Raw genomic sequence first — 21,476 nt, forward strand, 5'->3', positions numbered from 1 at the left:
TTATGTATATTGCACATTTTTGCACTATATATATTAATTTTAGCAAAGAATAAAAGTGTTAAATCCCCCTAAATTAAGGGATTTAACACTTTTAGTAAAATTACATTTTTTTATAATTTCGTCGATTTGTCTAATTTTTCACATATGAAAACTAAACAGTTATTTCGGCCTTCACTCCAAGAAGCTCTTTATTTCTCTCCAGCACAGGGGCAATTACCTTTTCAAGGAACGCTTCTACCTGAACTTTTGAACGCCCAACATACTTTGCAGGATCCATTGTCTCCTTTAAATCCTCAAGGCTCATATTGAAAGCAGGATCCTCGGCAATCAATTCCAACAGGTTATTGTCTAATCCACGCTCTTTCACGTTTCTTCCCGCCTCCATGGACAGCTCTCTGATTCTCTCGTGTAATTCTTGCCGGTCTCCGCCAGCCTTTACCGCATCCATCATAATGTTTTCCGTCGCCATAAAGGGAAGTTCTGACAGTAGTCTCTTCTCGATAACTTTCGGATATACTACCAGCCCATCCACGACATTCAAACATAAATCCAAGATTCCGTCAACAGCAAGAAATCCTTCCGGTACGCTCAGGCGCTTGTTGGCAGAGTCGTCCAAAGTCCGCTCGAACCACTGTGTCGCGGAAGTGATAGCGGGATTCAGTGCATCAATCATCACATATCTAGATAAGGACGCGATTCGCTCACTGCGCATTGGATTTCTTTTATATGCCATGGCAGAAGAGCCTATCTGTGTCTTTTCAAATGGCTCCTCTACTTCTTTTAGATGTTGAAGAAGTCTGATATCATTAGAAAATTTATGGGCGCTTGCGGCTATACCGGCCAGTACATTGAGCACTCTCGTATCCACTTTTCTGGAATAAGTCTGTCCAGACACTGGATAACAAGCGTCAAAGCCCATTTTTTCTGCTATCATCGGGTCAATTCTATCAATTTTTTCCTGATTGCCGTCGAACAATTCCAAAAAGCTTGCCTGCGTGCCCGTCGTTCCCTTTGAACCTAAAAGTTTCAAAGTACTTAGGACATATTCTAAATCTTCTAAATCCATAAGAAATTCCTGCATCCAAAGTGTAGCACGTTTCCCGACAGTGGTCGGCTGTGCCGGCTGAAAATGAGTGAACGCAAGCGTTGGCTGTGATTTGTAAGTATCTGCAAATCTGGAGAGTTCATCTATTACATTCACCAGCTTTGTCTTCACCAACTTTAACGCCTCAGACATCACGATAATATCGGTATTGTCCCCCACATAACAGGATGTAGCACCTAGATGAATAATACCTTTTGCTTTTGGACACTGCTGTCCATACGCATAAACATGCGACATCACATCATGACGCACGACCTTCTCCCGCTCCTTGGCCACCTCATAGTTGATGTCCTCAGCATGAGCTTTCAATTCCTTAATTTGTTCATCTGTAATATTCAACCCTAATTCTTTTTCTGTTTCCGCCAGAGCAATCCATAACTTTCTCCATGTCCGGAACTTCATATCCGGTGAAAAAATGTACTGCATCTCCTTGCTGGCATACCTCTCAGAGAGAGGACTTTGATATCTGTCGTTTCCCATAGCTTCCTCCTGCTTAAATATAGTAGATTCTCCTTACTCAAATGCATGAGAGATGTCTTCCCCGGGCACATCCATAGGATAGTTTCCCGTAAAACAAGCGTCACAATACTTTAAATCTCCCACCATATCCTTCAGCTTTTCAACCTTCATATATCCCAGCGAATCGGCTCCAATCATCTCCCGTATCTCTTCCGTTGTATGGGAGTGAGCGATTAGCTGTTCATTCGACGGCACATCTGTGCCAAAATAACACGGAAATAGAAATGGCGGAGAACTGATTCTCACATGCACTTCCTTGGCACCAGCTTTTTTCAGCATCTTGATAATGTTCGCACAGGTGGTCCCCCTTACAATGGAATCGTCCACCATGACAATCCGCTTTCCACGAACAACCTCTTCTATAACACTGAGCTTTATCTTCACACTTGATTCACGCTGGCTCTGTTTCGGCTTTATAAATGTTCTTCCTACATAGCTGTTCTTATGGAAAGCCATTCCATAAGGTATTCCTGAATATTCAGAGTATCCTTTCGCGGCCACAAGACCGGAATCGGGCACCCCTACAACTAAGTCCGCCTGAACAGGATAAGATTCTGCGAGTGCTTTCCCGGAAACAATCCGAGAGTGGTAAACATTTACGCCATCAATCACACTGTCCATACGTGCAAAATATATATATTCAAAAATACATCTGGCCTGTTTTTCCGGCTTTAAAGCCATAGTTGTATCAGATTGAATACCATCTTTCGTAAATGTAACAATCTCGCCCGGAAGGACATCCCTTATAACCTCTCCGCCTACAGCGGCGATTGCACAACTTTCCGAGGCGAGAAAATAGACATTATCCCTCTTGCCGATGCAAAGAGGTTTTAATCCAAAGGGATCCCTCGCCCCAATCATCTTTCTCGGACTGGACACTACCAGAGCGTATGCACCTTTTATCTTGTGCATAGCATTTTTTACCGCATCCTCCGCCTTGCCGGTCTTGAGCCGTTCTCTGGCTATATGATAAGCAATGACTTCCGAATCGATAGTTGTCTGAAAAATCGCTCCCGTATACTCCAATTCTTTTCGCAGCTCAACAGCATTGGTCAAATTCCCATTGTGCGCGATTGCCAGTGTCCCCTTTACATAATTGATAACGAGGGGCTGCGCATTTTCAGCACGTGAGCCTCCCGCGGTGGAATAACGAACATGGCCGACTCCAAGATTGCCTTTCAAATTAGTCAGGCTTTCCTCATCCAACACTTCATTTACAAGACCGAGGTCCTTTTTAAAGAGTACTTTCCGCTTTCCACAAGTGTCTGTAACCGCAATACCGCAGCTTTCCTGGCCACGGTGTTGTAACGCGAATAAACCATAGTATACGGACGAAGCGACATCGTGTCCGTCTATATCATATGCGCCGAACACTCCGCATTCTTCGCCCAATCCTGTTTCTACTCTTTCAAGTCTGCTCATTCTCTTATGCCTTTCCTTCGTAAGTTGTCGTGTTTACTACATAGAGAGTATAATATAACAAAATCAGAAAATCAATATCAATCAACGGCGCCTATACTCTTTTTTCCATTCTTCCAGCAGTTCCCTAGACGAGTCAATGGAAATGTTGTCTCTGGTCTCCGCAATCTTCGCTGCCAGTTTATTATCTACATCAAGAAGCACATCATTTTCCGTTATCATCTTCTGGTACTCGTCTACCGGAAGATAGCGGTAACAAGCGTAGAGATACCCTTCCAACATTCTTGAATCCTCACATATTCTGTATGCTTTCTCATACATTCTTGCCGATTCTTCATAGAGAAATGCCCTCCCGTACGCTCCCGCAAGGCAGGCGTAGACCCGTCCATAGAATCTGGAATCCACCGATTCGTCCCGCTCACCGTTCACTATGGACATATACACAAGGATAGCTGATTCCAGCTCCCCGCTTTCCATCAGCGAATCGGCTTTGAATTTTTGCCGCTCCACTTCCTTCTGGTTTTTCAATTTTTCAAGCACATTTTGAATATGTGCCAGTTCTCCCTGTGTGTAAATACCGGAAGCGTTCAATATATGAAGGACGAACTGCTCTACAGAGCCGTGATTTTTCAAAAGTTCCAGCAACAGCTCTGAAAGTTCCTTAAGCTCCAGTTCATCTTCTATCCATTTGCAGAGCTGTTCGTTGATGATTGTATAATCGATTAGATAAAGATTATTACAAAGATAGTAGCACAGCTCTTCTATTGTATATACCCGCCGATGAATTCTGGAAATTTCATATGGATGTTTGGCCTTTTTTTTATGACAAAGAATTAAACTGCCCATTACTTCCTCCTAATTCAATCACTTTTTCTACTGAAAAACCACTAGGCGGAAAAAACTCTCCAAATCCAATATCCTCAAATATAATATGACATGTGCGTTCATCCGAGAACCTTGTTTGGATTTTCAACCTTAATGCGTAATTCTTTCTGTGGGGCAGACCATCAAAAGATACCGTCACGGCCTTCAGTTCGCCTGTCACTAAAGATTCAATGTGCAGCTCGATATCCTCGGTGTCCTCCATCAAGACCTCACACTGTCTGTCTGCCTCATACCAGTGAGAACCCCACGCCACCAGCGGATACCAGCCTTCCTCACCGCCTGATCTGAGCTTTAGGCAAATCTGTTCCGTCATCTTTGTCTCATCAAGATAAATAGGTTCATCTTCCTTTTCTTCAATACGGCGGTACGCAGTGTAACATGCCCCTTTACTATAAAGATTATTTCCCATAAAAGCGCGCCTGCCATTGCATAAGACTCTCAATGAATTCGGATACCAGTTATTTTCAAATCCTTCACCGGTCAAAAAGACAGAGGAGACGAGCTTTTTGTCAAACACGCTCTGTATAAAGCATTTAAAATGTTCATCCGCAGCCTTTGCCTTATCAACATTCAGCACCGGATAGACCGATTCCAGTTCCTCCATCTGTGCTTCTGCTACTTTATCCACTGTGACAAAAGTCTCCTTCGATTTTCTGTAACCCGTCTTCAGTTCCCTCAGCATATATGCGCGGATCACATCCTGATCACAGTAAAATAGGGCGGATTCATACTGCCACAGTTCCTTCGGCTGATTGAACATATAATGGCAGAAGCTTTCCTTATAGTCCTGTATATAGATAAATTCTTTGGATATACCTAATCTCTGCCCAATACCTTTGAGAAGATAACGTATGTCTTCACTCATATCCGGCACAGTAAACGTAATGCTTTCAATATCGGTAAAAGTGAGCAAAGTCTGTTTCACGAACTCGGCCAAGAGCCAGACTGCCTCAAACTCATGTCCTTCAATCTGAAGCCGCTCCTTTTTTAGTGCACTTTCCCAAATATCACTGACTGTCACGCTCCCACGCACAGTAGACATACGGCTGGCATTCTTTCCATAGGTCCAAATGTCTTTATAGTATGTCATGACCAGTGGAATCTGATAATTATCTACACTCATTTCCAATGTTTCAGGTTCCATAGTCTCTTCACTGTAATAACTAATCTGGCACACTTTTGCATTGATGTCATATCCTATGATACTTCCATGTGACATGAAGTATTTCCTCCTTTAATAAGCAACAAAGATTTTTTCTGCGAGCTCATTCTCCACTGCATACTCTGTCATTGCTATAGACAAAGCGCCTTCCTTTAAGTTCACCATATCATTGAGCTTCCCGTATCTGCCAATAGGCTTCACCTGTTTTGGCTCATATACTCTTTTCTCCGTCATCGTCACTTCGCCGCCGTTCGTCTCTGTAAAATAGTATCGAAGTATCTCATCTCCAAAAAGTATGAACGTTTTGATATAAGTATCTTCATAAGCCGGCATGAGAACCTCCTGCTGATAATTCATGCTGTCGTTTCCACCCTTCCTGATTTGATAAGAGATGGATACCTTGCTGCCGGGTTTGGCATGATACTCAATCATCGTTTTATCATACAATTGAACCTCTCTGAGCCAGTTTTCTGGATATGCGAGATAGAAGGAGAAGAACAATTGCTTTTCACACATCTCCCGCAGAAATTCTCTCAGCATTGGCTCCAGCGCCTGATGGGGTTCTCTGTAAGAATAATACTTTAGCAAAGCTATCTTGCATATATCGGGCAGATCCTCATCCTTGCGGTATTCATTGGCAATAATAGAAAATACACAGCCCTTCACCTGACGGCTGCTGACTACATACTCACGGGAAACATAAGCAAGGTAAGCCTGCTTCAGTCTGAAATAAGTCCTACCCTCATAATAATCCTCAAAAATTTCCTCTTCCCCGAACATCATTTCCGAAAAAAGCATTTGAGTAATGATGCGCTCCGAGAGTTTGTACGTAGTGACATCATAGTCTCTGGCCACATGCCAAAGTTTTTTCATATCGGCAGTTGCCCCGCAGAAATATTCCGCGAGATAAGTTAACGTCACTTTGTCATACTGTCCCCGAAGAAACAATTCGAAGCAGATATAGCTTAGGAATTCCTCCTCTTCATATCCCTCTTCCCGAATCTTCATACTACACAGCTTAAAGACGTCAGCCTCCTCAAATGCATCTATTCCATATTCCCGTACGCTTTTCCAATTCAGCTCCTCCAACTCACGCTTCCGCTCCTCTTCGTCGCTTTCTTCTTTATATTTACGGCATATCTCCATATACCTGCTCTCATAAAAAAGCCGCATTGTCTCATACGGGATGGAATCCATATAATGCCTTCCATCTCTGGACTCCCATACGATTCTGGAATCCTTACTGTACAGATAGACAATCGTATGCTCCGGATTGTAAGGTACACGCTGGCGTATCGCCCCGTCCGGCTCAATGACCATAACAAAAGACATGTCAGGCATGGAAGTCTTCACTTCGTATGCATGGCAGATATCATACATCGCTCTCACACGCTCCGGCGTCATATCCCTCTCTGTGCAGCAACGCTTATATATAATGCGAAGGGCCTCATTGATACGCCTAAATTCAAGCTGCTCCCAGGCAAACCGTTCCATCTGTTCACGATAAGCCGCATAAAGCTCGCCGGCCTCGTTTTGATATGTAATCATATTTGCGTAGAGTATGGCAGCCTTCCGGTAATTCAATGTATTGCCGTGCATAAAATATAGGTATACAGATTTAGGAAAGTCTTTCTTCAAGTGCCTCTCATCCAGCGTCATCATATAATACTCATAAAGCTGCGCAATCTTCAAATCTTCCTCCACAGCTTTCTCATACCAGACAAAACATTCTTGAGTCGTCTGATTTCCTCTGATAAGCTGCGTGCAAATAGCCGTCAGAATCATGGTATCCGGATACATTCGATAACATGCGCACAAAACTTTGTATAAGTTCCTGTCATAATTCCTCTGCTGAGTTGCCAGATTAGCCATATAGAGAGCAATCTCCTTTGTGATAAGACGGTATTTCACGGCAAAATTCAATATCTGTATCTCAAAAGAAGTCAGCTTCTTTAAAGACGTGGGATGCTCAAGGAAACATCGGTATGCCTGCCAGTAAAGAGCGATTTGGTTCGCCCCGTTATAATAGTGACGCTCGAGCACATGAAGGCGTTTGCTGTAGTTCCTATATTCGGGATCAAGATCCACAAGCATGCAGACAAGCTGCCAGGAACGGGGACGCTTCATATACGCCTTGTTCAGCTCTTCCACGACCCGGTTTACATGGCTTCCTGTCTTTCTCACCCGTGCAGTCAAATATAAATAATACGCGGAAACAACGGGATCTTTACCAATTGCAAATTTATTATAATTGTAACCTTCCAGAATCTCATTGGCCTTGTCTTTTTCGTCACATAACAAATGCAGCTGCGCATCCAGCAGTGGAAACACATCCGCATCCGTCGTATATATATCCAGATTACGCAGTTGGCTGCGTGCCTCGTCGGCCCAGTCTTTCACGGAATTACGTCCACCCATAGCGGCGAGAAATCCTTTGATGACAGAAGCAATCATTAAATCGGCTTCTCTTCTGGCCTGCACATGATTCTTGTGATCCGCCGCCATGACTTCATAGGTCAAAGACTCATACGGAGTCTCAAAGACAATCTTCCCATAATTATTGCCGGCATGAATCTTATCTGGGTGGATGATATAACTAAAATCAAACAAGTTTCCCACGAAATCATCCGTCGAAAAATTGTCTCTTGCAATTTGAATAAAACTCCCGTCTACGTGTACTTTCACCGGCATGAATCCCCACGTATTCTTTGTGAAATGTATAATCTCCTTCGTCGCCTCCTTCAGGTTGCGGAAGGTCCGGTGCGTTCTTCCCATAGTAAGGAATATACATTCTTTTAATTTGACAGCCACCAAAAATTCTTCCATGGCCTGCTCGCCCAGCGACCATTTTCTCATATTATCGTAAAGTACCCTGATTCTTGGTTCTTCATATTTAATAACTTCATAAAAATCACGGGAACGGAACAAGCGCTGTGCCTCCGTAAAATCCTGAAGCGCAAGTTTTTTAAAATCACGTGCATTCTGCACCTTTCCGTGGGATGTCATAACATAAGGGCGCTCAATGATTGCCGTAAACGCCACCTCATACTCGCCCCCATTGCAGACGATGGCAAATTTCCCCTGTTCTACATGTCCCGGCTTTAATCCGGTTCCGTCATATGAATACGCAATCTCTACCGGATTCCCCTCAAATCCCTGCTCTGGGAGGTGCACACGAAAAGAAGAAGAATATACAAGACCCCTGACATTTCCTTCTCTCCGGTTTTTCAAAATAAAACTTCCACGGTATACTTCGCCTTCACCGATTGTGAGCACCAGATGCGTCTCTGGAAATACGATGTCGGGACGTACCATGCGGAAGTCGCCTTTGGAAAATTTTTTAATTTTATTCTTCAAAGTTTCGCCCACCTACTTCTTGCATTGCATTTTTTCAAAAAAACATTATAATGAATTATAGCATTATTCCAAAGTCAAGGCAATGCTGTATAAGACGAAATATCGGAAAAACTGTAAAAATATCTGGAAAAATATCATATTATGGAGTGAGAATCATGAAAACAAAACCAAAGTTTCACGGCAGTGACTTAGAAGCTGTCGAAGCCTATTACCACATTCCCAAAGAAGAAATTGTCTGCTTCAGCGCAAATGTAAACCCTCTCGGCCTGTCGGAAAATGTAAAAAAAGAGCTGGCTGCCCATTTGGATATTCTCAGCACTTACCCTGACCGGGAATACACAAGTCTCCGGAAGGCTATCGCCGGCTACTGTCAGGTAGATCCAGCCCATATCGTGGTGGGCAACGGTTCTACAGAATTAATCTCTCTGCTTATCCAGACAAGGAAAGCCCGCAAAGCTTTGATCGTAGGCCCTACCTATTCTGAATATGAGCGTGAACTGTCACTTGTGGGCGGTACATTGACTTATTATCATCTGCGGGAAGAAGATTTATTCCGGATGGACATCACAGATTTTATCAGTGTCCTCTCCGACGGTTATGACCTTGTTATACTGTGCAATCCGAATAACCCCACCTCCTCTGCGCTGACCACGGAAGAAATCAGCCAGATTCTTGACGCATGTAAAAAAACAGGATGTTTTATGATGATCGACGAAACATACGCTGAGTTCGCTCCGGATATCCAAGCTGTGACTGCCATGAGCCTGACCGGAATCTATGATAACCTCATGGTACTGCGGGGCGTCTCCAAATTCTTCGCAGCGCCCGGGCTGCGCCTCGGCTATGGAGTAACCAGCAGCGCCCAATTTCTCAGCAGTCTTAAGCTTCTGCAAAATCCATGGAGCCTCAACAGCCTTGGCGCTTTTGCCGGGGAACGAATGCTGAAAGATACCGATTACATCCAGCGCACGCGAAACCTCATCCAGACTGAGCGCACACGGCTCGTCAAGGAACTGTCAGACTTTGAAGGAATAAAAGTATATCCAGCTTATGCCAATTTTGTTTTAATCCGGATTCTAAAGCCCGGACTCAACTCCTCGCAAGTATTCGATTACCTGATTGAAAAACGTATGATGATTCGAGACTGTTCCTCTTTCCAATGTCTCGATGGCGAATATATCCGCTTCTGTATCATGCTTCCCGATGATAACACGCGCCTGTTGAACGCATTAGGCGAATTATTAAAAAGACATAGGGCAGTATAAATCTGCCCTATGTCCACTACTCTGCCAGAATCAAAGCGATAAACACAATATCCTGCTCACCGGTATTCTTGATTCCATGTCCGCCACCTGATTTACAGAAGGTCACATCGCCTGCGGCTACCGGATATTCTTCTCCATTGTCATGATAGATACCCGCCCCTTTTATCAAATAGTAAGTCTCAGTCTCTCCGTGATGCTCATGATAGCCAATCTCACATCCGGGATGGAGGGTCACCTCACTGAACATTTTACAGTGAGCCCCCAGCTGTTCCTCTTTGATAATCGGTTGTTTTAAGATATATCCCGCACCGCCGGCTACGTGTTCAGCTTTTATAATCTCTCTGTCTTGTGGTCTAGTCATTTTGAATGTCCTCCTTTTTAATTAAGTCCATTCTACTACCACAGACTAGGAAAAACAATGCCTTAGTTTACAATCTTATAGTATTCTCTTGCCGTGATTCCATAAACAATGCCATATATTACCGCGAAAATTCCTACGGTCAAGATTGTGCAGTTCCTGAATAATCCAACGTCGCTCAAATTCATAACTGCCAAGAGTCTGGTAATCAGCTTAAAGGCGGCACAGATATGAATCACAGCCACGATCAAAGGAAGGGCAAATACCGATACGACCTGACTCCGGATAGATTTACGGACCTCTTTCTTACTCATCCCGACCTTCTGCATAATCTGGAATCGCTCTTTATCGTCATAGCCTTCTGAAATTTGTTTATAATAAATAATCAACACGGTCGCCATCAGGAACAGACTTCCGAAAAAGATACCAAGGAATAGAAATCCGCCATAGAATGTATAGAATTCCATACGGTAATTTTCTCTGATTTCTACATGTCCGCCGAACCCTGCTTTCGTAAATTCTTCTTCCATCCACGACAGAAAGCTCTCCTTTTCTGCCTTGCTCCCCTTGATATCATATCCCAGAGTACCGCTCAGCGTCGCTCCTTGAAGTTCCTCTGCCTCATCCATAAGCATACGCACCACTTCTTCGTCAGAGACAATTAAGTATACCGTATCCATCGCCAGCATAGCCTCGGTGCCTGAGCTCATAAATTCATCCAATATTCCCGTAATCTGAAATTCATGTTCATCCAAACGGAAGGTTCCTTTTCCCATCTCAAGTGTCTTATTTCTTTCCGGCAGATAAGCAATTGCCTCATCGCTATTCAGCTTCACATCGCTGCCGCTCATGGAATTATACCAATATACCGGAAGTACGGTAAGTACCGCCGATGCAGAATAAGTCTCCATCCCGTCTATCTTAACGAGTTCTACATCGTTCTCACCCCGGGGAGTCACCAGCAGACTTGCACCCTGATATCCCACTTCTTTCGCTATAGTAATGCCTCTCGCCTTGGCCTCGTTTCTGACATTTTCCTGAAATGCCATCATTTTTCCGCTGTCAGCATCGCTTATCTCTCCGCCGAATTCATAGGGGAATCTAGTCTCCAGCACATTGTTTATTCCTGCATACAAAGATACTGTCGTGGATACCATAACAAGCACCATCGTACTCAAGATACATATATTTGCTAGACCGACAGCATTCTGCTTCATACGATAGATCATACCTGAAACAGATATAAAGTGGTTCGTTTTATAATAATAAGTTTTATTCTTTCTCAGCATTTTTAGAAATGCTATACTCCCCGCGGCAAACAAGGCATATGTTCCAATTATTACGAGGAGGACCGCGACAAAGAACATTACAAGCGCCTCCAGAGGCTGCTCTACCTTGATAGCTATGCCATACCCGGCCCCAATACAGATGACTCCAATCACCGCCAACAGCCATTTTGTCTTTGGCTCCCGCTCACCTTGATTTTTTGCATGGAGTAATTCAATGGTGTTCACCCGGAAAACCTGCCACATATTATAAAGCATGGTCACGCCAAAAATACAGATGAATAATACAACGGTCATTACAATGGCTTTCGGCTCTATGATAAAAGTAAGCGGTGTGCTGAGTCTGCTTATTTTAAGAAGCAGAAGGAACATTAATTTGCTGAAAACCATCCCGCAGACCAGCCCGGCCGCAATATCAAATACCGCCGTCATAGCGGTCTCCAGAAGCATCATTTTCGCTATATGCCGTTTTCCCATGCCTAGTACATTATACAGTCCCAATTCTTTTTTTCGCTGCTTCATTAGAAAACTGTTCGTGTAAAAAAGAAAAATACAGGCGAATATGGCCACAATACCTATGCCCATGCCGATAATCTGAGTCAGCGACCCGGCCCCCGGCATTTCCTTGATTCCTTCATTAAAAACTATAGAGTTAATGATATAGTACATTGCTACAGTTAAAGTACCGGTGAGTAGATATGGGATATAGGTTTTGCTGTTTTTCTTTATATTGGTCAACGCAAGCTTTGAATAAAGAAAACTACGCATTTTTTCCACCTCCGGTCATAATAACAGTGAGTGTATCTGAGATTTTCTCGTACATCTCTTCGTTTCTCATATTTCCTTTATAAATTTGATGAAATACGGTGCCGTCCTTAATAAATAATACCCTGCTGGCGTGGCTGGCCGCCTTTACGCTGTGCGTCACCATCAGAATTGTCTGGCCATTTTTATTGATATTGCCAAACAATCTTAACAATTCGTCCGACGCCTTAGAGTCCAATGCCCCTGTAGGTTCGTCCGCAAGGACCAGCTGTGGATTAGTAATCAGTGCTCTCGCCACTGCCGCCCGCTGTTTTTGCCCGCCGGATACTTCATATGGAAATTTTGCCAACAGTTCTGTAATGCCTAGTTCCTCGGCAATCGGCATCAGCTTTTTCTCCATCTCGGGATATTTTCTTCCTGCAAGTACAAGGGGGAGAAAAATATTATCTTTCAGGGAAAATGTATCGAGCAAGTTAAAATCCTGAAAAACAAACCCCAGATTCTGTCTTCTGAAGGCAGCAATTTCTTTGTCCTTGACTGTGGAAAGATCGCGTCCCTTCAAGCATACCTTTCCACTGGTCGGTTTATCCAGAGAAGCTAAAATATTGAGAAGTGTCGTCTTTCCAGAACCAGACTCTCCCATGATAGCCACGAACTCCCTAGGCTCCACGGAAAAGCTGACATCTGTCAACGCCTGCACTTGTGTCCCTCCGAATCTTGTAGTATAAATCTTTTTTACATTTTTTACATCTAAAAGTGACATGTTAGTTTCCACCTTCCTTTAAGTTTTACATCTTACACTTATAGTATAAAGGAAGGGGAATTGACTTGCCATAAAGCTGGCTTACAATTCCCCTCTCTATCCTTACAGTTTTGTAAGGATTTGACTTATTCTATCTTAACTCTTTCTCTCTCGAAGTCTAAGAATACTTTTGTGCCCTTCTCCGGTTCCGACTCTATGGCCAGCCCTTGGTTCAGCTTGTCCATAATGCTTTTACACAGATAGAGCCCTATCCCTGTGGATTTTTTGTCTTCTCTTCCATTGTATCCTGTAAAACCCTTTTCAAAAACTCTGGGCAGATCTTCTCTTCGTATTCCAATCCCATTATCCTCCACCACAAGGATATTTCTGCCTTCGACCTGATAGATACGGATCATGCCGCCCTCTCTCGTATACTTCAACGCATTGGAGAGAATCTGTTCGAGAACGAGCAGCACCCACTTTTCATCGGTAAGCGCACGAAAGTTAATACTCTCTTTTTCCAACTTGATTTTCCGGTACATGAATTCCCTTGAAAACTTCTTTACCGCCTGATTGACAATGGCATCCATTGGATATTCCCTCAGCACCATGTCCTTACCCATATCTTCAATCCGCAGATAAGAAAGCACCAACTCCACATACTGCTCTATCTGAAACAGCTTCATCGCCATACGTCCGTTGCATTCATTCAGCATCCTTGTATCGCCGTCTTCCGACAAAAGCCCATCACGCTGGGCCTGCAGAAGTAGGCGCATCGCAGCAATCGGTGTCTTGATTTGATGTACCCATAGACTATAATAGTCCAGCATATCCTGCCTCGCAATAGCCCACTCTGAATCAGCCTCCATCTTGGCCTCATAAAGCAGCTCGAGAAGCTCTTGATAATCCCGCTCCAAAGAGGAATCGGCCGCCGGCAGGTCATCCACACTATAGGAGATTCCCTGTTTCATCGTCTTCAGCCGCAATCTCTTTCGACAGTATCTGCTGAAATCCCATATACCTATTAAAGCTAAAACAAACGCACTTAAGCTCAAGGCATAAGTCACTTTATGGAAGGACGTCCCCTGCAGCCACAGAGCAAAAAAAGCAATGCTTTCCATTAAAATAAGGCAGCAGAGCATCTTTACACGATCTTTCATATAATCCCAAAATAATCTCACGGCTTTCCTCCACATTATGGGATGACATATCCCAGCCCTTTCTTTGTCTGTATAAACTCTATCAGTCCCGCTTCTTCCAGTTTCTTCCGCAGTCTTGTCATATTGACGGTCAAAGTATTGTCATCGATGAAACTTTCACTTTCCCACAATGCCTCGATAATGTCATCTCGTGGCACAATTTTCCCGGCCCGCTCAAGCAGCATCTGGAAAATTTTGTATTCATTCCTGCTCAATTCAATCTTCTGGCCCTCATATGTGACTGTAGCGTCGCTGAGATTAAGGATTACCCCTTGGTGCTCTATTATATTAAGCTGACTCTTCAATGAATAAGTCCTCCTCAGTATGGCCTGTACTTTTGCGGTAAGTACATGCATATCAAAGGGCTTCTCTATAAAATCATCGCCGCCCATATTCATCGCCATGACAATATTCATATTATCGGAAGCTGAAGAGATAAACACAATCGGCACGTCACTGATTTCCCGGATACTCTGGCACCAGTGGAACCCGTTGAAAAACGGCAGTCCGATGTCCAAAAGAACGATCTGTGGAGCCGCTGTCTTAAATTCGTCAATTACATTTTTAAAATCAACGACACACGATACCTCATATCCCCATGTCTGAAGATGCTTTTTCAATGATTCGGCAATTGTGCGGTCGTCCTCTACAATGAACACTCTGTACATATTTTCTACCTTTACAATTTTATTAAATAGGACAAAGCAGAGCTGCTTTGTCCTATTTTTCTACAAGAAATACTTATGAGATACTATCTATTGTCAATTGTGGCAATATCAATCAATGTCAACTGTCTGATATCTGTATTTTCAAGACTTGTCACCAGAGCTTTTGCCGTATCCAGCGCGGTAAGCACGTTGACACCGGTCTCAATCGCGTTCCTTCTGATTAAGAATCCGTCTTTTGCACGGTCGGCGCCCTGAGGCGGTGTGTCGATAACAAGGTCAATCTCATGTCCAAGAATCAAATCCATGAGATTCGGTGACTCTTGCTCAATCTTATTGATTGGTATTGCTTTTACGCCTCCTTCTTTCAGCGCTTCTGCCGTCCCTCTTGTGGCGAAAATACGGTATCCAAGAGCCTCGAAACGTCTGCCGATTTCCGTAGCTTCCACCTTGTCTTCATCCCGTACCGTCATAATCATATTCTTGTACTTCGGAAGGTTGATGCCTGCCCCAAGGAAGGCTTTATATAACGCCTCATTAAAGGTCGAGGCAATGCCAAGACATTCTCCTGTGGACTTCATTTCAGGTCCCAGACTGATGTCTGCGCCGCGGATTTTCTCAAAGGAGAATACCGGCATCTTAATGGCGATATAGTCCGCTTCTTTCTGCAGTCCCGGTGTGTAGCCGAGTTCTTTGATTTTATGTCCGATAATCACCTTGGTCGCCAGCGGCACAATGGGGATTCCCGTGACCTTGCTGATATAAGGTACGGTACGGCTGGAACGTGGGTTCACTTCGATGACGTATACGTCTTCCCCACACACGATGAACTGGATATTAATCATACCAATTACATGCAACGCTCTGGCAAGCCGTTTTGTATATTCTTCAATTTTCCGTTTCGTCACCTCTGAAATACTCTGGGCCGGGTATACAGAGATACTGTCTCCCGAATGTATGCCAGCGCGTTCAATATGCTCCATGATTCCGGGAATCAAAATGTCTTCTCCGTCACAGACCGCGTCAACTTCGATCTCTTTACCAACCAGATATTTATCTACCAAAATCGGATGGTCTTGGGCAATCCGGTTGATGATACCGATAAACTCATCAATATCGTGGTCGCTGATAGCAATCTGCATGCCCTGGCCGCCCAGAACATAGGACGGGCGCACCAGCACCGGATATCCAAGCCGGTTCGCCACTTCCTTCGCTTCCTTGGCAGTATATACTGTATCTCCCTTCGGTCGCGGAATTCCACATTTCGCAAGTATCTCGTCGAACAACTCTCTGTCCTCAGCTGCATCTACATTCTCGGCAGATGTCCCCAGAATCGGCACACCCATTTTCATCAGCGCCTCTGTCAGCTTGATGGCCGTCTGGCCGCCGAATTGTACGACAGCGCCGTCCGGTTTTTCTAAATCCACGATGCTCTTCACGTCCTCCGGTGTCAACGGCTCGAAATACAGCTTATCCGCAATATCAAAGTCGGTACTTACCGTCTCTGGGTTATTATTGACGATAATCGTCTCATATCCTTCTTTTGAGAATGCCCATGTACAGTGTACAGAACAGAAATCAAATTCGATACCCTGTCCGATACGGATAGGCCCGGAACCGAGTACCAGAACTTTCTTCTTGCCTTTTGTCTCTATCACTTCATTTTCACTGCCGAACACCGAATAATAGTATGGAGTCTCGGCAGCGAATTCTGCCGCACAAGTATCTACCATCTTATACGCAGCAACGATTCCGTGTTCATGGCGTAAATCATGAATCTCCGCCTCACTTTTTCCTGTCAGTCTGGCAATCACATTGTCCGGGAACTCAATACGCTTGGCTTCCTTCAAAAGCTCTGCAGTCAGTTCCTGCGTCTTAAGTGCCTCCTCCATCTCTACGATAATTGCAATTTTATCAATGAACCATTTATCAATCTTTGTTATCGCATGAATCTGCTCGTAGGTGATGCCCTTTCTCAAAGCCTCTGCGATAAGCCAGATACGGCGGTCGTCTACGATTTCTAATTTGTCCAGAATCTCCTCTTTGGAAAGTGCCGTAAAATCGTAGGACATAAGACTGTCCACATGCTGCTCCAGAGAGCGGATTGCTTTCATAAGCGCCCCTTCGAAGTTATCGCAGATACTCATGACCTCTCCGGTAGCTTTCATCTGTGTGGTAAGCGTTCTCTTGGCACTGATGAATTTATCGAATGGAAGTCTTGGCAATTTCACGACACAATAGTCCAGCATAGGCTCGAAGCTGGCGTATGTCTTCTTTGTGACCGCATTCTGAATCTCATCCAGTGTATATCCAAGCGCAATCTTGGCGGCAACTTTAGCAATCGGATATCCGGTAGCCTTGGACGCAAGCGCGGAAGAACGGCTCACACGGGGATTTACCTCGATGACACAATATTCGAAAGTGTCCGGATGCAGCGCATACTGTACATTACATCCTCCGGTGATATTCAATTCGCTGATAATATTGAGCGCAGATGTACGGAGCATCTGATACTCCTTGTCTCCCAATGTCTGTGATGGGGCCACAACAATACTGTCCCCCGTATGCACGCCCACCGGATCAATATTTTCCATATTACATACGGTAATGCAGTTTCCATTCCCGTCCCGCATCACTTCATATTCGATTTCCTTCCAGCCTGCGATACAGCGCTCTACCAGAACTTGTCCTACACGGGACAGACGAAGGCCATTTGCCAGAATTTCTTCCAGCTCTTCTATATTATTGGCAATTCCACCGCCGCTTCCCCCGAGTGTGTAAGCCGGGCGGAGCACGACCGGATAGCCAATCTCTTCCGCAAATTTCACGCCGTCTTCCACGTTCTCCACCACCAGAGAAGCCGCAACCGGCTCACCGATTTTCTCCATGGTAGCCTTGAATTCAAGACGGTCTTCGGCTTTTTTGATGGTCTCTGCCGTAGTACCAATCAGACGTACATCGTTTTCTTTGAAAAATCCGGCTTCTTCCATCTCCATAGCCAGATTGAGGCCAGCCTGACCTCCAAGTGTTGGAAGCACACTGTCCGGCCGCTCCTTTAAAATAAGCTGCTCTACCACTTCCACAGTCAGCGGCTCGATGTATACACGGTCAGCGATATCTTTATCTGTCATAATGGTTGCCGGGTTCGAGTTAAGAAGAACTACCTCCAGTCCCTCTTCTTTTAAAGAACGGCAGGCCTGTGTGCCGGCATAGTCAAATTCAGCAGCCTGACCGATAATAATTGGGCCGGAACCGATTACTAATACTTTTTTAATATCATGATTTCTTGGCATTATTTTGTTCCTCCCATCATATTCATAAATCTATCAAACAAGTACCCTGAATCCTGCGGTCCCGGGCATGCCTCCGGATGAAACTGCACAGTAAAAATATTTTTGCCCACGTAGGATAATCCTTCGTTCGTCTTGTCATTGACATTCTCAAATGCATTTACCGCAATTTTCTCATCCATGCTCTCTGCATCTACAGCATAACCGTGATTTTGAGAAGAAATATATACCCGGTTGGTGCTCAAATCCTTCACAGGATGGTTGCCGCCACGATGTCCGTACTTTAATTTGTAAGTCTTTGCACCGTTTGCAAGCGCCATAAGCTGATGTCCCAGACAAATGGCAAATATCGGGATGTCAGATTCGTATAACTTCTTTACTTCTTTAATAATGGAAGTGCAGTCTGCAGGGTCTCCGGGACCATTAGACAACATTATGCCGTCCGGACTGCTTGAAATGATTTCTTCCGCAGATGTGCCGGCCGGGTAAACGGTCACTTCACAGCCACGTTCATTTAAAGATTTGGCGATATTATTCTTAGCTCCAAAGTCCATAAGCGCTACTTTGGGGCCGTTTCCTTCTAATACATACTTTTCACTGCATGTCACCTTGGACACTACGTCCCCCACCTTATATGCGTGAAGCTTCGGAAGTATCTCTTCCAGATTATAATTCTCATTGGTGGTAATCATACCGTTCATAGTACCCTTTTCTCTGAGAATCTTGGTAAGCGCTCTTGTGTCCACTCCTGAAATCCCCGGAATGTCCTGCTCTTTTAGGAAATCCTGTATCGTTCCCGTACAACGGAAATTGCTGGGCACTCGCGATAATTCTCTTACGATATAACCGTCCGGCCATGCCTTTTTGGATTCCATATCCGGCGTAATTCCGTAATTTCCGATTAGCGGATACGTCATAACGACAGCCTGTCCGGCGTAAGAAGGGTCAGTCAACACCTCTAAATATCCTGTCATTGAGGTATTAAATACTATCTCACTAATCATATCTTTTGTCGAACCTATGCTTGTACCTTCAAACACAGTTCCGTCTTCTAAAATTAGAAACGCTTTCATATGTTCACCTTATCCCTTCGTAATAATTCATTTCTTCTCATAAAGAAGGCACTCTTGGAGTCTTTTACGTTCCAGAGCGCCCACTTTCTCAAATTGTAAAGATTTTACCATATTTAAGGCAAGATTTCAACCGTTAATTTTTTCTTTTAAAACTCTGTATGCCATATCCGCATCACTGATTTCCCACACGGCTGACTCCATCGGACATCTTCCAGTTTTTGTGCGGTTCACAATATATGGAACGACTTCTCTGTACTCGCAGTACACTTCTTCTGCCTGAAGTACCCGCAGCGCCGCTTCACTGATAACATCCGCATATATCTGGCTGACGCCGCCGTAGACAGCAAGAAAGGCAGCCGCCTTCCCAATCACTTTGTCCGCAAGACATCCATTGCTCAGAGCAAGCCCTCCCTCTTCTAAAAGCTTCATCAATGGGCGGATGCCTTTTTCTTCTGATACATAAGGCTCCTTTGCAGCCTCATCTGCCCACACAACCGCACAAGTCCTTGTCTCTTCTTTATAGAGAAGCTCCTTTGCCTCTTCCAAATATCTATCTCTCATCGAATGTAAATCCTCCTCTTTTCAATCCAATATATAATGCCGGAAGCAGCGTGAGCTGAATCAAGTTCCCCGGTATTCCGGTTACCAGTGTACTTATAAAAGCCGCTGAATTGGCAAATGGGGCATGAATTCCCAAAATACTGACGCCTGCTGCCAGTGCTGCGCCATACATCAGCCGTCCTGCAATGATAGCCCCCAGAATGCTGACAATCACATTGAACTTCTTTTTTAACAACCCTGAGGCGACACCGTATGCCACCATCTCGAACAACATAAAATATACTTTAGGCACCGGAGGCATAGCAGTCAGGACACAGCTCAGTATGGGAACTGCCGCCCCTACTATCCCGCCATATATGGGGCCGAGCAGCAGGCCTGCCATAAAGACAGGTATCTGGATAGGCAAAAATATCATCCCTGCTTCCTGACCAAAAATATGAAATGCCTGCGGAAGCAGGATTCCCAATGCAATGAGTAGACCTCCGTATGCTATCTTTAATGTAACCGTCTGTCTTTTCGTTCTTAATTGTGCCATGATTTCCTCCTTATTCTTCATATGACCAATATAGTGTGATTTTATTGAGAGCCGGACTTTCCTCGTAAGAGTACTGTATCTCCTGCAGCCCATAAAGAGAGCCTAGATACTGTGCCCCCCTTTTCACCAAGTCTCCAATGATTGCCTCCTTAGATTGCATGAACAATGCTTCATCCGCAAATTTGAATATCGTGCTTGCGCTGCCCTGTTCTACAGAGCGGTATATCGCACTTAAAAATACATTTTCATCAAAAGCATCATAGTACATTCCGTTCATTCGATAGTAATTCAAATCCTCCGACAGGCATTCCGGATACTGGAAACCGGCCGTAAGCGTATGGGTCTTTTCAATCTCCCTCTGGCTGCAGCACAGATAGTCGTATGTCTTGGCCCTCTCTGCCCCAGCTCCCTCCTCCTGCTGGAAGATTGGATCTCCCCACGTCGTATCAACATAATAGTACTGTCCGTCACAGCGCACGAGATTCCATGCGTGCTCTTCGGCAGTCCCGCCAACGTCCGTCGCGGTTCCCGTGACATAAGCGCAGTAGATTCCAAGCCTTTGCAGCAAGTACTGCGTGCTTCTGGCATATCCGGCACAGACAGAGCGGCGGTTCACCAGAGCGCTCAAAATATTCTGGTTGTCCGGAGCCTCCAAGTCATAGTCTACTGTATCGATGATATATTCATAGACAAATTTTATTTTCTCATATTCCGATGCCTCAGCGTCCACACTGGATAAACATGCCGCAGCTGCCTCTTCGACCTGCGTCTGCTTCGCGGCCTTCTCCTCTTCCTTATATGTATACCGGGGTTCGACCACTACATAGGCATCTGTCCCAAGTACACTTGGATAGGCCGTCGATGTGGCATTGCCGTCGCACCAAAAAATCTCAGGGAAGTCGTCCAGCACGAACTGGAACAGCTCGTTAGCGCGCTGGGCATCCTCTTGGTGGATATAAATTTTTTCCGCATTTTCACGTACTCCCTGCAGAATTTCCTTATAAGCGGTCTGCTCCTGTTCTTGAATCTGCTGGTAGTAAAACCTGCCAGCAACCGTCTCCTCCTCTATCTCAGCCTCTTGATAAGGTACCGCGCTGCCCCGAGGTCTTGCAGCGCTTTCCTTTGTCTCCCGGCCAGACATCCACAATCCTCCGGCTACACAGGCCGCTCCAAATAGAAAGCAGAACAAAACCGCCAGCAACCCTCTGCGGAACCCTCTCCTACGTCTTCTCATCATTACCTCCGCCATCAAATCAACTAAAGATATCATAACACAACACCTTTTTTTTC

General features: G+C 44.6%; 16 protein-coding genes. 1 reads left to right on the plus strand and 15 read right to left on the minus strand.

What is annotated here, in order from left to right; all coding sequences use genetic code 11:
• Positions 1–151: 151 nt before the first annotated feature.
• The 5 genes from purB to BN6465_RS05560 form a co-directional block, all read right to left on the minus strand.
• Positions 152–1,585, minus strand: a complete 1,434-nt coding sequence (purB, locus tag BN6465_RS05540; protein WP_066732477.1) for an adenylosuccinate lyase — start codon at positions 1,583–1,585, stop codon at positions 152–154.
• A 33-nt stretch (positions 1,586–1,618) separates the two neighbouring features.
• The gene (gene purF, locus BN6465_RS05545; protein WP_066732479.1) at positions 1,619–3,046 is read right to left on the minus strand and encodes an amidophosphoribosyltransferase; all 1,428 of its coding nucleotides are present in this window, start codon (positions 3,044–3,046) and stop codon (positions 1,619–1,621) included.
• A gap of 81 nt (positions 3,047–3,127) precedes the next feature.
• Positions 3,128–3,889, minus strand: coding sequence for a hypothetical protein (locus BN6465_RS05550; RefSeq protein WP_066732480.1), 762 nt, complete (start codon positions 3,887–3,889; stop codon positions 3,128–3,130).
• Positions 3,864–5,147, minus strand: a complete 1,284-nt coding sequence (locus BN6465_RS05555; RefSeq protein WP_066732484.1) for a DUF5716 family protein — start codon at positions 5,145–5,147, stop codon at positions 3,864–3,866. Before BN6465_RS05555 ends, BN6465_RS05550 begins: the two co-directional genes overlap by 26 nt.
• A 15-nt stretch (positions 5,148–5,162) precedes the next feature.
• On the minus strand, positions 5,163–8,447 hold the full coding sequence (locus BN6465_RS05560) for a DUF5717 family protein (protein WP_066732485.1): 3,285 nt from the start codon (positions 8,445–8,447) through the stop codon (positions 5,163–5,165).
• 155 nt (positions 8,448–8,602) lie between these two features.
• Between BN6465_RS05560 and BN6465_RS05565 the strand changes: the two genes are divergently transcribed.
• Positions 8,603–9,712: a pyridoxal phosphate-dependent aminotransferase gene (locus BN6465_RS05565; protein WP_066732486.1), complete on the plus strand. Its 1,110-nt coding sequence runs from the start codon at positions 8,603–8,605 to the stop codon at positions 9,710–9,712.
• A 16-nt stretch (positions 9,713–9,728) separates the two neighbouring features.
• On the opposite strand, the gene BN6465_RS05570 is transcribed toward BN6465_RS05565, so the two are convergent.
• From BN6465_RS05570 to BN6465_RS05615, 10 genes are all read right to left on the minus strand, one after another.
• Entirely contained in the window at positions 9,729–10,073 is a 345-nt protein-coding gene (locus tag BN6465_RS05570; protein WP_066732487.1) for a cupin domain-containing protein, read from the minus strand.
• A gap of 62 nt (positions 10,074–10,135) precedes the next feature.
• The gene (locus BN6465_RS05575; RefSeq protein WP_066732488.1) at positions 10,136–12,124 is read right to left on the minus strand and encodes an ABC transporter permease; all 1,989 of its coding nucleotides are present in this window, start codon (positions 12,122–12,124) and stop codon (positions 10,136–10,138) included.
• Positions 12,117–12,884, minus strand: a complete 768-nt coding sequence (locus BN6465_RS05580) for an ABC transporter ATP-binding protein (RefSeq protein WP_066732489.1) — start codon at positions 12,882–12,884, stop codon at positions 12,117–12,119. Before BN6465_RS05580 ends, BN6465_RS05575 begins: the two co-directional genes overlap by 8 nt.
• Before the next feature lie 125 nt (positions 12,885–13,009).
• Positions 13,010–14,044 (minus strand): sensor histidine kinase, encoded by a 1,035-nt coding sequence (locus BN6465_RS05585; protein WP_154670186.1) that lies wholly within the window; start codon positions 14,042–14,044, stop codon positions 13,010–13,012.
• Between the two features lie 14 nt (positions 14,045–14,058).
• Complete coding sequence (locus BN6465_RS05590) at positions 14,059–14,730, minus strand: response regulator transcription factor (protein ID WP_066732491.1); 672 nt, start codon at positions 14,728–14,730, stop codon at positions 14,059–14,061.
• Between the two features lie 83 nt (positions 14,731–14,813).
• Entirely contained in the window at positions 14,814–18,020 is a 3,207-nt protein-coding gene (carB, locus tag BN6465_RS05595) for a carbamoyl-phosphate synthase large subunit (protein ID WP_066732493.1), read from the minus strand.
• Complete coding sequence (locus tag BN6465_RS05600) at positions 18,020–19,090, minus strand: carbamoyl phosphate synthase small subunit (protein ID WP_066732494.1); 1,071 nt, start codon at positions 19,088–19,090, stop codon at positions 18,020–18,022. Before BN6465_RS05600 ends, carB begins: the two co-directional genes overlap by 1 nt.
• Before the next feature lie 126 nt (positions 19,091–19,216).
• Entirely contained in the window at positions 19,217–19,651 is a 435-nt protein-coding gene (locus BN6465_RS05605; RefSeq protein WP_082891592.1) for a DUF1893 domain-containing protein, read from the minus strand.
• Complete coding sequence (locus BN6465_RS05610; RefSeq protein ID WP_066732495.1) at positions 19,641–20,186, minus strand: ECF transporter S component; 546 nt, start codon at positions 20,184–20,186, stop codon at positions 19,641–19,643. The genes BN6465_RS05605 and BN6465_RS05610 overlap by 11 nt, the downstream gene beginning before the upstream one ends.
• Before the next feature lie 10 nt (positions 20,187–20,196).
• Positions 20,197–21,456 (minus strand): transglutaminase domain-containing protein, encoded by a 1,260-nt coding sequence (locus tag BN6465_RS05615; protein ID WP_227183248.1) that lies wholly within the window; start codon positions 21,454–21,456, stop codon positions 20,197–20,199.
• Positions 21,457–21,476 lie beyond the last annotated feature (20 nt).

The organism is Bariatricus massiliensis, from assembly GCF_900086725.1.
Classification (GTDB): domain Bacteria; phylum Bacillota; class Clostridia; order Lachnospirales; family Lachnospiraceae; genus Allocoprococcus; species Allocoprococcus massiliensis.

What these genes read in the sequence shown, in the direction of transcription:
- purB (WP_066732477.1), bottom strand. Translation starts at nt 1,585, where the DNA reads ATGGGAAACGACAGATATCAAAGTCCTCTCTCTGAGAGGTATGCCAGC.
- purF (WP_066732479.1), bottom strand. Translation starts at nt 3,046, where the DNA reads ATGAGCAGACTTGAAAGAGTAGAAACAGGATTGGGCGAAGAATGCGGA.
- BN6465_RS05550 (WP_066732480.1), bottom strand. Translation starts at nt 3,889, where the DNA reads ATGGGCAGTTTAATTCTTTGTCATAAAAAAAAGGCCAAACATCCATAT.
- BN6465_RS05555 (WP_066732484.1), bottom strand. Translation starts at nt 5,147, where the DNA reads ATGTCACATGGAAGTATCATAGGATATGACATCAATGCAAAAGTGTGC.
- BN6465_RS05565 (WP_066732486.1), top strand. Translation starts at nt 8,603, where the DNA reads ATGAAAACAAAACCAAAGTTTCACGGCAGTGACTTAGAAGCTGTCGAA.
- BN6465_RS05570 (WP_066732487.1), bottom strand. Translation starts at nt 10,073, where the DNA reads ATGACTAGACCACAAGACAGAGAGATTATAAAAGCTGAACACGTAGCC.
- BN6465_RS05575 (WP_066732488.1), bottom strand. Translation starts at nt 12,124, where the DNA reads ATGCGTAGTTTTCTTTATTCAAAGCTTGCGTTGACCAATATAAAGAAA.
- BN6465_RS05580 (WP_066732489.1), bottom strand. Translation starts at nt 12,884, where the DNA reads ATGTCACTTTTAGATGTAAAAAATGTAAAAAAGATTTATACTACAAGA.
- BN6465_RS05590 (WP_066732491.1), bottom strand. Translation starts at nt 14,730, where the DNA reads ATGTACAGAGTGTTCATTGTAGAGGACGACCGCACAATTGCCGAATCA.
- carB (WP_066732493.1), bottom strand. Translation starts at nt 18,020, where the DNA reads ATGCCAAGAAATCATGATATTAAAAAAGTATTAGTAATCGGTTCCGGC.
- BN6465_RS05600 (WP_066732494.1), bottom strand. Translation starts at nt 19,090, where the DNA reads ATGAAAGCGTTTCTAATTTTAGAAGACGGAACTGTGTTTGAAGGTACA.
- BN6465_RS05605 (WP_082891592.1), bottom strand. Translation starts at nt 19,651, where the DNA reads ATGAGAGATAGATATTTGGAAGAGGCAAAGGAGCTTCTCTATAAAGAA.
- BN6465_RS05610 (WP_066732495.1), bottom strand. Translation starts at nt 20,186, where the DNA reads ATGGCACAATTAAGAACGAAAAGACAGACGGTTACATTAAAGATAGCA.
- BN6465_RS05615 (WP_227183248.1), bottom strand. Translation starts at nt 21,456, where the DNA reads ATGATATCTTTAGTTGATTTGATGGCGGAGGTAATGATGAGAAGACGT.